The organism is Polaribacter ponticola (assembly GCF_026191475.2).
Lineage (GTDB): Bacteria > Bacteroidota > Bacteroidia > Flavobacteriales > Flavobacteriaceae > Polaribacter > Polaribacter ponticola.
Map to the genome: position 1 here is coordinate 1,379,534 of NZ_JAOSLC020000003.1, position 14,524 is coordinate 1,394,057.

At 31.3% G+C, this 14,524-nt stretch carries 12 protein-coding genes, 3 pseudogenes and 1 riboswitch; all 15 genes and pseudogenes read right to left on the reverse strand.

Translation table 11 applies throughout. The features are described 5' to 3' along the window. Positions 1-13: 13 nt before the first annotated feature. On the reverse strand, positions 14-979 hold the full coding sequence (locus tag N5A56_RS11405) for a homocysteine S-methyltransferase family protein (protein ID WP_420793207.1): 966 nt from the start codon (positions 977-979) through the stop codon (positions 14-16). Positions 980-1,079: 100 nt separating this feature from the next. Beyond that, a riboswitch (SAM riboswitch) is annotated at positions 1,080-1,212 on the reverse strand. A 76-nt stretch (positions 1,213-1,288) separates the two neighbouring features. Then, positions 1,289-2,179 carry a cysteine synthase CysM gene (cysM, locus tag N5A56_RS11410; protein ID WP_265725562.1) on the reverse strand — a complete coding sequence of 297 codons (891 nt, stop codon included), beginning with the start codon at positions 2,177-2,179 and terminating at the stop codon, positions 1,289-1,291. Positions 2,180-2,274: 95 nt separating this feature from the next. Further along, positions 2,275-3,033 carry a serine O-acetyltransferase EpsC gene (epsC, locus tag N5A56_RS11415; protein ID WP_265725563.1) on the reverse strand — a complete coding sequence of 253 codons (759 nt, stop codon included), beginning with the start codon at positions 3,031-3,033 and terminating at the stop codon, positions 2,275-2,277. Between the two features lie 11 nt (positions 3,034-3,044). Beyond that, positions 3,045-3,374, reverse strand: a complete 330-nt coding sequence (locus tag N5A56_RS11420) for a 2Fe-2S iron-sulfur cluster-binding protein (RefSeq protein WP_265725564.1) — start codon at positions 3,372-3,374, stop codon at positions 3,045-3,047. A gap of 204 nt (positions 3,375-3,578) precedes the next feature. Beyond that, positions 3,579-4,635, reverse strand: a pseudogene (locus tag N5A56_RS11425) (NAD(P)/FAD-dependent oxidoreductase). A gap of 4 nt (positions 4,636-4,639) precedes the next feature. After that, positions 4,640-5,214 (reverse strand): annotated as a pseudogene (locus N5A56_RS11430) (precorrin-2 dehydrogenase/sirohydrochlorin ferrochelatase family protein). A gap of 12 nt (positions 5,215-5,226) precedes the next feature. Then, a pseudogene (cobA, locus tag N5A56_RS11435) lies at positions 5,227-5,989 on the reverse strand (uroporphyrinogen-III C-methyltransferase). Between the two features lie 12 nt (positions 5,990-6,001). Next, positions 6,002-8,095: a HEPN domain-containing protein gene (locus N5A56_RS11440; protein WP_265725566.1), complete on the reverse strand. Its 2,094-nt coding sequence runs from the start codon at positions 8,093-8,095 to the stop codon at positions 6,002-6,004. A 27-nt stretch (positions 8,096-8,122) separates the two neighbouring features. Beyond that, complete coding sequence (locus tag N5A56_RS11445) at positions 8,123-9,370, reverse strand: sulfate adenylyltransferase subunit 1 (protein ID WP_274270421.1); 1,248 nt, start codon at positions 9,368-9,370, stop codon at positions 8,123-8,125. Positions 9,371-9,556: 186 nt separating this feature from the next. Continuing rightward, positions 9,557-10,462: a sulfate adenylyltransferase subunit CysD gene (cysD, locus tag N5A56_RS11450; RefSeq protein ID WP_265725567.1), complete on the reverse strand. Its 906-nt coding sequence runs from the start codon at positions 10,460-10,462 to the stop codon at positions 9,557-9,559. 11 nt (positions 10,463-10,473) lie between these two features. After that, on the reverse strand, positions 10,474-11,088 hold the full coding sequence (locus N5A56_RS11455) for a phosphoadenosine phosphosulfate reductase domain-containing protein (protein ID WP_265725568.1): 615 nt from the start codon (positions 11,086-11,088) through the stop codon (positions 10,474-10,476). Beyond that, on the reverse strand, positions 11,088-11,351 hold the full coding sequence (locus N5A56_RS11460; protein ID WP_265725569.1) for a DUF2061 domain-containing protein: 264 nt from the start codon (positions 11,349-11,351) through the stop codon (positions 11,088-11,090). Before N5A56_RS11460 ends, N5A56_RS11455 begins: the two co-directional genes overlap by 1 nt. 172 nt (positions 11,352-11,523) lie before the next feature. Next, positions 11,524-12,744: an acyloxyacyl hydrolase gene (locus N5A56_RS11465; RefSeq protein ID WP_265725570.1), complete on the reverse strand. Its 1,221-nt coding sequence runs from the start codon at positions 12,742-12,744 to the stop codon at positions 11,524-11,526. Positions 12,745-12,779: 35 nt separating this feature from the next. Then, the gene (locus N5A56_RS11470) at positions 12,780-13,199 is read right to left on the reverse strand and encodes an RrF2 family transcriptional regulator (protein ID WP_265725571.1); all 420 of its coding nucleotides are present in this window, start codon (positions 13,197-13,199) and stop codon (positions 12,780-12,782) included. 32 nt (positions 13,200-13,231) lie between these two features. Beyond that, complete coding sequence (locus N5A56_RS11475; RefSeq protein WP_265725572.1) at positions 13,232-14,359, reverse strand: polysaccharide lyase family 7 protein; 1,128 nt, start codon at positions 14,357-14,359, stop codon at positions 13,232-13,234. Positions 14,360-14,524: the final 165 nt, after the last annotated feature.

Genomic DNA, 14,524 nt, shown 5'->3' on the forward strand with positions numbered 1-14,524 from the left:
TCTTTCTATCGTTTTATAAAGACCTTCCGACTGCGCTCAAGATGACAGCTTCTCTAGGTTTGTATTTTTTAGCAATATCTGCAATAACTTTAATATGAGCAGGACTTGTACCGCAACAACCACCAATAATATTTATTAAATCTTTCTTTAAATATTCTTCAATTTGCGCTCCCATTTCTTCTGGAGTTTCATCATATTCACCAAAAGCATTTGGCAATCCAGCATTTGGATGTGCAGAAATTCCGAAATCTGTTTTATTTGTAATTGCTTCTAAATGTGGCTGTAATAAATTTGCACCCAAAGCACAATTAAAACCAACCGTTAATAAAGGAATGTGAGATACTGAAATTAAAAAAGCTTCTGCTGTTTGACCTGATAAAGTTCTTCCTGAAGCATCCGTTATTGTTCCGCTTAACATAATAGGAATATCAATACCTCTTTCATCTTTTACTTCTTCAATTGCAAATAGAGCTGCTTTTGCGTTTAAGGTATCAAACACAGTTTCTACTAATAACAAATCTACACCTCCATCAATTAAAGCTTCTGTTTGTTGTTTGTAAGCAATGCGTAATTCATTAAAAGTTACTGCTCTGTAACCTGGATCATTAACATCTGGAGACATGCTTGCTGTTCTATTTGTTGGTCCAATTGAACCCGCTACAAAACGAGGTTTATGAGGTTCTTTGGCGGTAAATTCTTCAGCAACTTCTTTGGCAATTTTAGCAGATTGGTAATTTAGTTCGTACACTAAATCTTCCATTTGATAATCTGCCATTGCAATAGTTGTCCCAGAAAAAGTATTGGTTTCAATAATATCTGCACCAGCCTCAAAATATTTACCATGAATGGTTTTTATAGCTTCTGGCTGAGTTATGGATAGCAAGTCATTATTACCTTGTAAAGGTGTAGGATAGTCCTTAAACCGTTCTCCACGAAAATCTTCTTCCGTGAATTTATAGGCTTGTAACATAGTTCCCATTGCGCCATCTAGCACAAGGATTCTTTTTTTATTTCTGTATGTATGTTCGACATGTTTGATATTTTTTATCAGTATGTCATCAGGAAAGGTGTTCTTTTCGCTGTTATCTGTCAAGTAGATACTGAAATTAATTCAGCACAAGCTTGTAGAATGTAGCACCTTCTTTTTCTAATTAAAGAAAAGGGTTGCTAAGGCTTCAACGGGTCTAATCCCTCTGCCTTTCGTGATAACGTATCAATAAGAGTATGAACTAAAGCACAAATAAACGTACTATTTTTTTATTTTCATAATTATATACGAGCAAATAAATTATTTTTCAAATAAAGTTGATGACAAGTATCTATCTCCTCTATCGCAAATAATTGCAACTATTACTCCTTTTTCTATTTGGTTAGCAACTTTTAGCGCAGTTGCAACAGCTCCTCCACTGCTCATACCAGCAAAAATCCCTTCTTCGGCTGCTAATCTTTGTGTCATTTCTTTTGCTTCTTTTTCGCTGACCTCTATAACTTTATCTACTTTAGAAGCATTAAAAATTGCAGGAACATAATCGTCTGTCCATTTTCTTATTCCAGGTATTTTTGACCCTTCTTTTGGCTGCGCCCCAACAATAGTTATATTATTATTTTGCTCTTTTAAATAATCTGAAACCCCCATTATTGTTCCCGTTGTTCCCATTGCAGATACAAAGTGAGTAACTTCTCCCTCAGTATCTCTCCAAATTTCGGGACCTGTAGTTTTATAATGTGCTTTAGAATTGTCTGTATTATCAAACTGATTCAACCTAAAGTACCCTTTTTTATATTTTAACTTTAAGGCATAATCTCTAGAACCTTCCATACCTAATTCTTTAGGTGTAAGAACTACTTCCGCACCATAAGAACGCATAGTTTTTATTCTTTCTTCTGTTGAATTTTCTGGTAAAACCAAAACCATATTCACACCCAAAACTTTTGCCATTAAAGCTAAAGCAATACCCGTATTTCCACTAGTTGCTTCTACTAAAGTATCTCCTACTCTAATGTTTTTTCTTTGGATAGCTTCATTAATCATATTGTAAGCAGCTCTATCTTTAACGCTACCTCCAGGATTATTCCCTTCTAACTTTAACAATAACTTTACACCTTCTTTTTGTAAAATATTTTGAACTTCCACCAAAGGTGTATTTCCAACAAAATCTATGATACTTTTTGTTTTCATGTGCTTATTTTTATACTTTATTATTGGTCACATGTGACCTTTGATAATTAAAAAAACCTTAAACTTTTTTAATGATTTTTTTAATCATGTCAGTTTCATCTTGTTTTTTTAATAATTTTATTTTCCAATTTTTCAATAACAATTACGTCTTTTGGAATTGATTCTGTAACACAAACATTAGCTCCAATAATGGAGTTTTCACCAATTACAACATCTCCACCAAGAATAGTTGCATTTGCATAAATTGTTACATTGTTTTCTATTGTTGGATGTCTTTTTGTGGATGCTAAACTTTTCTTAACTTGAATTCCACCTAAAGTAACTCCTTGAAAAATGGTTACATTATTTTTTATAATTGTGGTTTCTCCAATTACAATTCCTGTTGCATGATCTATAAAAAATGAATCGCCAATTTGTGCTCCAGGATGAATATCTGTCCCTGTTAATCCATGTGCAAATTCACTCATCATTCTTGGTAAAACAGGAATTTCTTGTTTTAATAATTGATGACTTAACCTGTAAACGGCAATTGCATAAAAACCAGGATATGCTAAATAAATTTCTCTTAAACTTTTTGCCGCTGGATCGCTATTTAAGGCAAATACTGCGTCTAAATCTAATTTTCTTCTTATTTCTGTAAATGAACTCTCAAAATCTAACCAAAAACAATCTTTGTTTTCAATTGATAATCTTTCTAAAATTTTGAAAAATTTATTTTTAGTTGCTACTCCTTTTTCTTGTTGATAATTTTCATCAAAAAGACAATTAATCAACTCTTTTGTAAAGATTTCTACAGCATCTTTTAAACACATGCTGTAATTCTTTAATGATATTTTGGGTGCTACTTCTTTCATGTCTAAGTAGTTTAAGATTCTGGAGCTAAAACCACTTCTAAACCATTAATTTCTGTTGTTATTTGTATTTGACAACCTAATCGGCTATTATCTTCAACATCAAAAGCTTCTGCTAACATTGCATCTTCATCATCTGACATTTCTGGCAACTGGTGATCAGATTCAATATAACATTGACAAGATGCACACATTGCTGCGCCTCCACAAATTCCAATAGTTCCTTCTTCTGCTAATTCGTATGAACGAACAACTTCCATTAGATTCATTGCCATATCTGTTGGTGCAACTACATCATGTGTTACGCCATTTCTGTCTGTTATTTTAATATTGATGTCTTGCATCTACTTTTCTTTTATTGATATTGTCTGCAAAGTTAAGTAAACCTAACAATGTAAATTATATATTTATAGGTAAAGAATATGAAAAAAACAATTTGTTTCAAACAAGTTTAGCCCAGATTGAAGCATTTGTTTGAGCTCTTTTTTGCCTTTTTTTAGGCAAAAAAAGCGAGTGCTGAAAGCTGGAAATAGCTTCTAAAAAACATGCTATTGAATTGCTTTTACTACCGCTTTTGGCGCTTCTTTTTTTGTTCCATCGAAACCTTCTACACCACCAACTGTTGTATATTTCATAACATACTTTTTATCTGGAAAAATACGTTTGTACGCACTTTGACACATTAAAGTTGCTTCGTGAAAACCACATAAAATCAGTTTTAATTTTCCAGGATACGTGTTTACATCGCCAATTGCGTACACTCCTGGAATGTTGGTTTGATAATCTAATGCGTTATTAACTTTTATGGCATTTTTCTCTATTTCTAATCCCCAATTACCTATTGGACCTAGCTTTGGAGACAATCCGAAAAGTGGAATAAAATGATCTGTATCTATAATTAATGCATCTTCTCCTTTCTTTTCTACGGCAACTCCAGTTACTTTATCAGTTCCTAAAATTCCTTTTACTTCCGCTGGAGTTATGATATTTATTTTTCCAAGATTTTTTTAATTCTTGTGCTTTTTCTACTGAATCTAAAGCGCCTCTAAATTCGTTTCTTCTATGAATTAAAGTTACTTCTGATGCTACATCTGACAAGAAAATTGCCCAATCTAAAGCAGAATCTCCACCTCCAGAAATTACTACTTTTTTGTCTCTATACAATTCTGGTTCTTTAATAATGTATTCTACTCCATTATCTTCAAACTTTTCTAGATTTTCAATTTTAGGTTTTCTTGGTTCAAAAGAACCTAAACCACCTGCAATTGCAACAATTTTAGCATGGTGTTTTGTTCCTTTATTTGTGGTTACAATAAAAGTTCCGTCTTCTTGCTTGTCTATTGTTTCTGCTCTTTCACCTAGTGTAAAACCTGGTTCAAATTGTTTTGTTTGTTCTAACAATTTGTCTGTTAAATCTCCTGCTAAAATCTCTGGATATGCAGGAATATCATAAATAGGTTTCTTAGGATAAATCTCTGAACATTGTCCGCCAGGTTGTGGTAATGCATCAATTAAATGACATTTTAATTTTAATAAACCAGCTTCAAAAATTGTAAATAATCCTGTTGGTCCTGCTCCAATAATTAGTATATCTGTTGTAATCATTTTTTTATTTTTCAACTAAACTTTTTGTGAATTCGTTTAGTTTTTCAACTTTATCCTCAAAATCTCCTTTAAGGGTTTTTCTATATTTATTTAAATTCTGTACTAAATCATCAATATTATCTGGAATTACTTCCTCAAAAAACTGACGTAATCTTTTGGCTGTTGTTGGTGATTTTCCGTTTGTAGAAATAGCTACTTTTACGTTTCCTTTGGTTACAATTCCTCCCATATAAAAATCGCAATATGGCGGATTATCAGCAACATTTACCAATATATTTTGTTCTTTGCAATCTTTATAAACCTGAATATTTACTTCAACTTTATCGGTTGTTGCAACTACAATGTGTTTGTCTTTTAAATAGGAATTGTTATAATTATCAACAATCATTTTAATTCCGAATTTGTTTGCTAACTCTTTTGTTTCTTCCCTAAAAAAGGAGAAACCATGGTTACTTTAGAGTTTGGACTCGATTTTAATAAAAAAGACAACTTTTCTAATGCTACAAAACCTCCACCAACAATTAGCGTTTCTAGTTGTTGCGTTTTTAAAAAGATAGGATATAGTTCATTCTGTTCCATAATTCTATCTCTTTAAATGTTTGCATGTTCTTGTTGAACATTTGCTAAAATTGCTCTATGTTTTACAACTTCACCTAAAATTATAATTGCAGGATTGCTTAATTCTTGTTCTTTTACAATATCTAAAATTGTATCAACCGTCCCGATTCCAACTTTTTTCGTTGCTTCTTGTTCCGTTTTGAATAATTGCAACTGGTAAATCATTTTTATTTTCTTGTTGAAACAATTGTATAATTTCTGGCAATTTTCCCATTCCCATTAATACAACAACCGTCGCATTCGATTTTGCTGCCAATGCAACATCTTTCGATAATTTATGCTCTTTTGTTGTACCCGTAATTACCCAAAAACTTTCTGCGCTTCCACGTTTTGTAACCGGAATATTTTGATATGCAGGAACTGCTAATGAAGATGAAATTCCAGGAACCATAGCGGTTTCTACTCCAAAATCAGCAGCATATTCCATTTCTTCTGCTCCACGACCAAAAATAAAGGGATCGCCTCCTTTTAAGCGAACTACATGTCCGTGCGTTTTAGCACGAGCAACAATTAATTCATTAATCTGTTCTTGTTGATATTTGTAACAACCTCTTCGCTTTCCAACAAAAATTTGTTCAGCTTCTGGATTTATATATGATAACAATTCTTCGTTTACCAAAGCATCGTATAAAACTACATCCGCAATTTTTAAGACTTTAATTGCTTTTACTGTGATTAAATCTATATCTCCAGGACCAGCTCCAACTACTGTTAATTTTGGATTTTTGAAACTCATTTCTTTATTTTTTTATTTTAAAACTGAAGTTTCATTGTTTCTATACGTTCTTACTTTTTCTAAAAAAAGATTTGCATCTGCAATATATTTTTTAGCAAATTCTTCAGTGGGAGCAGCATTTTTTATTTGATAAATTAAATCTGAAAAAGATGTTTCTAACTCTATTTTTTTAGAAGTAATAAAATAGGTATCAAAATTAGCAATAATACCTGCATGCGTATTTGTTTTTTGGTCTTCTGCCATTAAAGATGCTTTTGCAGAGTTAACAATTGATTGATATGCGTAGTAAATTGAACCAGAATATACTTTGTTATTATAGGCTACTTTTGCGCTATCAATTTTTTCTTCACTTTCAAAAAATAAGGTTGCAATTAAATCGATTACAACACCAGCACATTCTCCAATTCCTATTTCCTTCACATACTTTTCTTCTTCTCCCCAATCAATAAAATCATCTTGAGTTAAATTGGAAACATCTTGTAAATCGTTTAATAAATTATAAAAATATTTTTCACCTTTTTCCTTATAATAATTTACAAATTCATTTCCGTTTGCATTTGCTTCAAAATCATCTAAAACTCTACGTAACGCTTCTGGACCTCTTTTACTTGGTACTTTTACAACTTTATCAGCAAAAACTCCGTTTCCGTTTCCTAAATTCCCTCCACCTAATAAAACTTGTAATGCTGGTGCAACTAATTTATCCGGAGTTCTAACTGTCATTCCTTGAAAACCAATGTTTGCCATATTGTGTTGCCCACAAGCGTTCATACAACCACTAATTTTAATAATAAGATCTTTGTTTTTTAAATACTGAGGATATTCCGCAGCAATTACTTTTTCTAATTCTACAGCAATTCCTGTACTACTTGCAATACCTAAATTACACGTATCTGTACCTGGACAAGCTGTAATATCTACGGCTTTATTATAGCCAGATTCTACAAAATCTAATTTCTCTAATTCTTGATAGAAATAAGGTACTAAATCTTCTTTTACAAAAGGAATTACAATGTTCTGACGTAAAGTTAAACGAAGTTCACCTGCAGCATAATTTTCTACTAATTCTGCTAATAAACGTGCTTTATCTGTATAAAAATCTCCTAATAAAACTTTAATTCCAATCGCTACAAAACCTGCTTGTTTTTGCGGAATTAAGTTGGTAGATTTCCATAAATCGAATGCAGCTTGGTCTTTTATTTCAACTTTTGGGGTTTCTACAGAAACTGGTGTAGACGCAACATAAGAATCTGCATCAATAGCAACCGTTTTAAATTCAATTGCTTTTTGTTCTTGAGCAATTAAATCTCTAAAAGCCTCTAAACCGATATCTTTTAATAAGAATTTCATACGTGCTTTGGCTCTACTTTTACGCTCACCATAACGATCAAAAACTCTTAAAACACCTTCCATTACTGGAATTATTTTATCTGAAGGCAAGAATTCATATAAAGTTTCTGCATGTCTTGGTTGAGAACCTAGACCGCCTGCAACCATCACTTTAAAACCTCTTACACCGTTTTCTATTTTGGCGATAAAACCTAAATCGTGTAAATAAGACAATCCTGTATCTTCATCAGTAGAAGAAAAAGAAACTTTGAATTTACGTCCCATTTCTTGACAAATTGGGTTACGTAAAAAGAATTTATACAAAGCATCTGCATAAGGCGAAACATCAAAAGGTTCATCTACATCTATTCCTGCAGTTTCTGATGCTGTTACATTTCTAACAACGTTACCACAAGCTTCACGTAACGTAACATCATCACGTTCTAATTCTGCCCATAATTCTGGCGTTCTATTTAAATCGACATAATGAATTTGAATATCTTGACGCGTTGTAATATGTAATCTTCCTCTTGAATATTCATCAGAAACTTCAGAAATTCTACGTAATTGGTTACTCATTACTTTTCCGTAAGGTAATTTAATACGAATCATTTGAACGCCTTCTTGACGTTGACCATATACACCTCTTGCTAAACGTAAACTTCTAAATTTTTCTTCATCTATTTGTAGGTTATTGAATGCAGCAATTTTATCTGCTAATTCAATAATATCTTTTTCTACAACTGGATTTTCTATTTCTGTTCTAAAACTCTGCATTTCCTATTTTATTTGTAATTGTTTGGTTTATTTTATAAAACCTACTCCAACTGTATTGTTTGTTTTTGGATTGATTAAAATGAATGATCCATTTGATTTATTATCCTTATAAGAATCAAAAGCTAAAGGTTTACTTAACTTTAATTGTATGTCGCCAATTTGATTTAAAACTAATTCTGATGGATTTTCTTCTATTCCAGAAAAATCAGTTTTTATAATACTAGATAATTGAGTGATTTTTGCTTGCGCATCATTTACACCATGTTTTATATAATATTTTTGCGATGCTTGCAAAGGATCTTTGTCCATCCAACAAATAGTTGCTTCTAATTGTTTTGCAATTGTTGGCTCTTCATTGGTTTTTACTAACATATCTCCTCTACTTACATTTACATTATCTTCTAAAGTAATTGTAACAGAACTCCCTCTTTTTGCTCTCACATATTCTTTATCAAAAAAATTGATGCTTTTTATTCTCGATTTAGTTTGCGATGGTAAAACTGCTACTTCATCTCCAATTTCTAAATCTCCACCATAAATCTTACCTGCATAACCTCTAAAATCGTGATACTCCTCTGTTTTAGGTCTAATAACCGTTTGTACAGGAAAACGAACTTGAGAAACCTCATTAATATCATCTGCATCTAACCTTTCTAAATGATGCATTAATGTTTCTCCATTATACCAAGGTGTATTTTCAGATTTATGTACAACATTATCTCCTTGTAAAGCTGATAATGGTATAAATGTTAAATTCTGATTTTTATACTCACTTTTACTTGCTAAGTATTCTATTTCTCCTTTAATTTGATTGTATTTTTCTTCTGAAAAATCTACCAAATCCATTTTATTAATGGCAATTACAACATCTTTTATTCGTAGTAAATTATTGATAAAAAAGTGTCTGTAAGTTTGTTCTACAACTCCATTTCTAGCATCAATTAAAACAATAGAAGCTTGTGCTGTTGATGCACCTGTAACCATGTTTCTAGTGTATTCTATATGACCAGGAGTGTCTGCAATAATAAAACTCTTTTTTCTTGTTGAAAAATAAATATGCGCAACATCAATAGTAATTCCTTGTTCACGTTCTGCAACTAAACCATCTGTTGCTAAAGAAAAATCTAAATAATCGAACCCTCTTTGGCTACTTTTTTCTTCTATTGCTTCTAACTTATCGTCTGTTAATGATTTTGTATCATATAAAATACGACCAATTAAGGTGCTTTTACCATCATCTACACTTCCTGCTGTTGCTATTTTTAGTACTTTCATTCTTATGAGCTGTTCGCTATTAGCCGTTGGCTTTTAGCTTAATTTGTATTCTTTTTTAATACTTACAAAGTGTTTAAATTTGTAAGGTGTTTGCAAATAATTGCGTTAGGGATTGAAACGGCATCCTTTTTTTGTCTTTTTCAAAAAAAGATATAGTGGAAAGCCTGTTAAAACGCCCAAAATATTTTAGAAATATCCTTGTTGTTTTCTTTTTTCCATTGCCGCTTCAGAACGTTTATCATCTATTCTTGCTCCTCTTTCTGAAATAGATGAATCTCTAATTTCTTCAACAACTTTTGCAATATCTACTGCGTCGGATAAAACCGCTGCTGTACAACTCATATCTCCAACGGTTCTAAAACGAACCATTCTTTCCTCTACCTTTTCTTCTTCGTCTCTATAGACAACGGCATCGTCTGCAGACCAGATCATACCATCTCTAACAAATATTTTTCTTTTGTGTGCAAAATAAATTGATGGAATCTCGATGTTTTCTTGTTCTATATAAGACCAAACGTCTAATTCTGTCCAGTTAGAAATTGGAAAAACACGTACATTTTGACCTAAATCAATTTTTCCGTTTAACATATCGAACACTTCTGGTCGTTGGTTTTTTTCGTCCCATTGACCAAAATCGTCTCTTACAGAAAAGATTCTTTCTTTAGCTCTTGCTTTTTCTTCATCTCTTCTTGCTCCACCAATACATGCATCAAATCCAAATTCTTCTATAGCATCTAAAAGTGTTTCTGTTTGCAACATATTTCTACTTGCGTACCTTCCAGTTTCTTCTTTTACACGTCCAGAATCTATATTGTCTTGTACATTTCTTACAATTAACTCAACGCCTAATTCTTTTGCTAAACGATCTCTAAACTCTATAGTTTCAGGGAAATTATGACCTGTATCTATATGCATTAAAGGGAAAGGAATTTTTGCCGGAAAAAAAGCTTTTTGCGCCAAACGCACTAATGTTATACTGTCTTTTCCTCCTGAAAAAAGTAACACAGGTTTTTCAAACTGCGCTACTACTTCTCTAAAAATATAAATTGCTTCACTTTCTAAAGCATCTACTTGTATCGTTCTTTGATTCATAATCATGTCTTTTAGATATGCAAACCACATTCTCTATTACTTTCTACTTTTGTTGGATCGAAATATGTAAACTCATTTGGCAACCCTTTTTCGTCTAAATAAGTATCTAATTCTTCATCTGTCCAATTATAAAATGGACTTACTTTTATGATTCCATCTTTACTTAATGAGACAATATCGATATTGTCTCTAAAAGCTGTTTGCCCTTTTCTTAAATTTGTAAACCAAACATCTGGTTGGTGCTCTTTCATGGCTCTAGAAAATGGTTCTAGCTTTACTTGCTCTGTAAAAACCTTATGTTTTGGGCTTTCAATTGAAGGAATTCCCAATACTACATTTCTATGAGCTGCAGTTTGTTTTGGCACATATAACTGGATGTTTAAATTCAGTTTTTCAATAATCTCTTCTGCGTGCTTGTAGGTTTCATTTGTATTATAACCTGTGTCGCACCAAATTACTTTTATGTTTTTTTTCACTTCTGAAACTGCATTTAAAATTGCTACTTCGTAAGGTCTAAAGTTAGTTGTTATCACTGCATTTTTTGCAAATGAAACCGCCCAAGCAATAATTTCTGCAGGACTTTTATCTTTTAACTCTTTATTTATTTCTTCTAAATTTAAACTCATTATTTTCCCCATTTTACTTTATTCCAAACTCTTTCATGAAAGAAGTACAAAACTAATTTTGTTAAAAAATCTACAGATGCTATTGATGCTGCTAATGCAATCTCGCCAGACAAAACATAAGAAACTACTAGTGTATCTATTGTACCAACAACTCTCCAACTTAAAGCCTTAGCTACACTTCTTACTGGTTTTTCTGAAACCTTATCTTCTTCAAAACTTTGTTTTGCTATTTTTTTATTAAAAATCATTTGATCTACAATCATAATAATTAAGCATTTTTACTACCCTATTTAATTAGTAGGGAATGCAAACATACATTATTTTAATACAAAAAAATGGTTTGAAAACTTAAAAAAAACATTTATCCTATAGATTTAGTAGATTAATAAAAAAATAACAGATAAATTATAAATAATTCAAGATTTTAAGAAGTTCTTAAAAAGTTTTACCTAGAGTAAATTGAAGTGGAATAGCAACACCATCATTTCTTGTAAAAATATTACCATTAGAATAATGCATAATTCTTAATTCGAAATTGTATTTTCTTTTTTCGCCAAAGAAAATACCAAAGCCCATGGTATCTTGATACGTTATTTTAGGACCACTTTCAAAGCCATCGATATTACTTTTTGTTAAAAAAGTTGGGCCAATAAGAGAATAATTAGCATAAAAGTCAAATGCGTTTTTTCTTAATAAATAAAAACGCATTACAGGAAAAATTGAAAAAGCAAATACATTTTCATTTTTTAATTCTGATTGAAAAGCCGTTACGCTTACTCCCCATTCTAAAGAGAAAATCTTTTCGGTTCTAAACGCTAATCTTTGATAGGTTAGCGAAAAAGAATGTTTTGCTTTTACTTGCCCTACCCAAAAAATTGGAATTCCAAAACTATCGAAATTACCAACCGGTAAACTCATCCCAAAAAATTGATTGAATCCAAAACCAATTTCTCCAGTTCCGTAACTTACTTGAAAAATGTTTTTTGGAAAAAAATAATCATTCAAAGCATACTCTTTTGCAATCTCATCATCTAACTGTTGCAAATGATATTCAAACCCTAAAGAAACTTGCGATATTGAAGGCTGATTCTGTTTTGCAGATTTTGGTAAAAAAGTACCGTTTAAAGATAATCGCCATTTATCATTCAATTTATATTGCATACCAAAACCATATAGTAAACTAGCATAATGTGCATCTTCATAAACTTCTTTATCATTGATAGAAAAACCAAACCTTGTTAAATTTGCAATTCCTGCTTCTGCATAAAAAGAAGTCTTATTATTTATGTTAAAATCTTTTTTTAGTGATAAAGACCAAGCATTTATCCAAACACTTCTATCGTATCCAATATTGTTTACATTATCATACTTAAACCAAGAGGCTGGTCTCATAGTGCCAAATTGTAGCGCTAAATCATCTGTTAATTTATGTCCTAGAAGCAACCTTCCAGAAAACCAATTTCTACTAAAGGTTTCGGTTTTATATCCATCAATTAAATTCTCATTAGAAAAAGGATAAAAAATGCCACCAAAATTAATACTATAATAAGATTTTGATAAGAAGTTGGTAAGTTTCGTTTTAGACTCCACCTCAACCTGACTATAATTATTGAAAGAAATAAAAATTATTAAAATTAAAAGTGCGTTCTTTTTCATATAATATCTTTTAATTTTATCAACAGTAAAAAAACTTAAAATTTATTATGTGTTAAATCTTCTAATGTTGTATTTCTAAATATTTGCAAGGTATTATCTCTAACTTGAATCATTAAATTGTGAACTGCACAAGCATTTTCATCTGGGCAATCATCACATTTTTCATAAAAATTTAAACTTACACAAGGAACCATTGCAATTGGACCTTCTAAAATTCTCATTACAGATGTCATTGGTATTTCCGAAGGATCTTTTAACAAGTAATAACCGCCGCCTTTTCCTTTTTTGGAACCTAACAACCCATTTTTACGCAATGTTAATAAGATACTTTCCAAAAATTTAAGAGATATGTTTTCACTTTTAGAAATCGTAGCAATTTGTACTGGATTTCTATTTTCAAGTCTTGCGAGATAAGTAAGTGCTTTAAGCCCGTATTTTGTTTTTTTAGATAGCATTATGCTAATATACGTGTTTTTAAAAAGCTAAATTAATTTGTTGAATGTGATTTTTCTAAAGTGTAAAAAGTAACTTGTGCGAAGTCGTTATCATCTCCAGAATTATTAGCTTGATAAACCCCTGCTTTAAAATACATATATTGCCCACCAACATTAAAACCACTGTTAATCATATCTATAGTTTTTACAACATCGCTTTTACCTTCTCTTAGAATGGTAAGAGTTAAACTATCACCAACAACTTTAATCGAATAACTAAATTTTTCGTTAAGAGCAATACCATCCGATGGATTGGAAATGTCATTACTTTTAGACCCTATAAGTTCATACCATTGCTCATTTCCATTACCATCTGTAGGTTCGTGTGCAAAATAGATTGACCCTAAAGTGTTATCTTTTAACTTTCTATAATAAATTCGGATAGGCTCATCATTATTAGCATGTATTTGTCCAATAATAATTCTACCAATATGACTATTATTTCCTGTAGTTGTAACATGATTTATAGCAAGCGTTGCATACATTTCGCCATCATATCCTGCAGCAGCTTCTTTATCTGTTGAAGGTGCAGTTCCAAAAACCCAATTATTTTTATTTACGCCTTGTGTAGATATACCTGTATTAGTTCCTCTTAACATTTCTCGCAGTTCTACTCTTGTATAACTAGTATTATTAGATGTTTTAAAACCATCAACCGGACATTTAAAAACCATTCCACCATCCGCAGCAGTATAAAAATATTTACTATTTTCATATTTATTATTAATCTGACTTACTGCAATTGTGGTTGCAGTCCCATTTCCTTTATCTTCCGGTATACTTAAATTCCATGTAGATAAATCGAAATTTTCAGAAGGTGCCTTATTTGGATCTAATGTTCCCGAAGTATTACTATTATCTTCTACAGCCGCTTGTGTTATTGTTAACGTTTTTGAAATACTTCCTCCAGAAATAGTTAAAATTCCTATACGTTTAGTAAGCGCTAAATTTTCTTCTACAGAAACATTAATAGTTCCATTGTTAGATCCATTGGAGGGTGTAATTGTAATCCAATTTGTGTTATCAGTTGCGTTCCAAGCTAAATTAGATGTTATTGCAATTGCTTGCGTTTCTTCACTTTTAGAAAATTCTGAAAGGGAAGATAAAATTAAACTTTCCACAATTTCTTCTTCCTCTGGTTCTGATGAAGCACAAGAAAAAAATTAACAGAGAACCTATAAAAACTATTTTGATTGCATTTTTCATAAGATAAATGATAGCATTAATAATTAAATTGCAAAATACAAAATTGGTTAACCAATTTTGTATTTTTTCTAATATAATTA

Excerpts from the sequence above, each read along its gene's own strand:
- N5A56_RS11405 (WP_420793207.1), bottom strand. The coding sequence starts at position 979 with ATGGGAACTATGTTACAAGCCTATAAATTCACGGAAGAAGATTTTCGT.
- cysM (WP_265725562.1), bottom strand. The coding sequence starts at position 2,179 with ATGAAAACAAAAAGTATCATAGATTTTGTTGGAAATACACCTTTGGTG.
- epsC (WP_265725563.1), bottom strand. The coding sequence starts at position 3,033 with ATGAAAGAAGTAGCACCCAAAATATCATTAAAGAATTACAGCATGTGT.
- N5A56_RS11420 (WP_265725564.1), bottom strand. The coding sequence starts at position 3,374 with ATGCAAGACATCAATATTAAAATAACAGACAGAAATGGCGTAACACAT.
- N5A56_RS11440 (WP_265725566.1), bottom strand. The coding sequence starts at position 8,095 with ATGCAGAGTTTTAGAACAGAAATAGAAAATCCAGTTGTAGAAAAAGAT.
- N5A56_RS11445 (WP_274270421.1), bottom strand. The coding sequence starts at position 9,370 with ATGAAAGTACTAAAAATAGCAACAGCAGGAAGTGTAGATGATGGTAAA.
- cysD (WP_265725567.1), bottom strand. The coding sequence starts at position 10,462 with ATGAATCAAAGAACGATACAAGTAGATGCTTTAGAAAGTGAAGCAATT.
- N5A56_RS11455 (WP_265725568.1), bottom strand. The coding sequence starts at position 11,088 with ATGAGTTTAAATTTAGAAGAAATAAATAAAGAGTTAAAAGATAAAAGT.
- N5A56_RS11460 (WP_265725569.1), bottom strand. The coding sequence starts at position 11,351 with ATGATTGTAGATCAAATGATTTTTAATAAAAAAATAGCAAAACAAAGT.
- N5A56_RS11465 (WP_265725570.1), bottom strand. The coding sequence starts at position 12,744 with ATGAAAAAGAACGCACTTTTAATTTTAATAATTTTTATTTCTTTCAAT.
- N5A56_RS11470 (WP_265725571.1), bottom strand. The coding sequence starts at position 13,199 with ATGCTATCTAAAAAAACAAAATACGGGCTTAAAGCACTTACTTATCTC.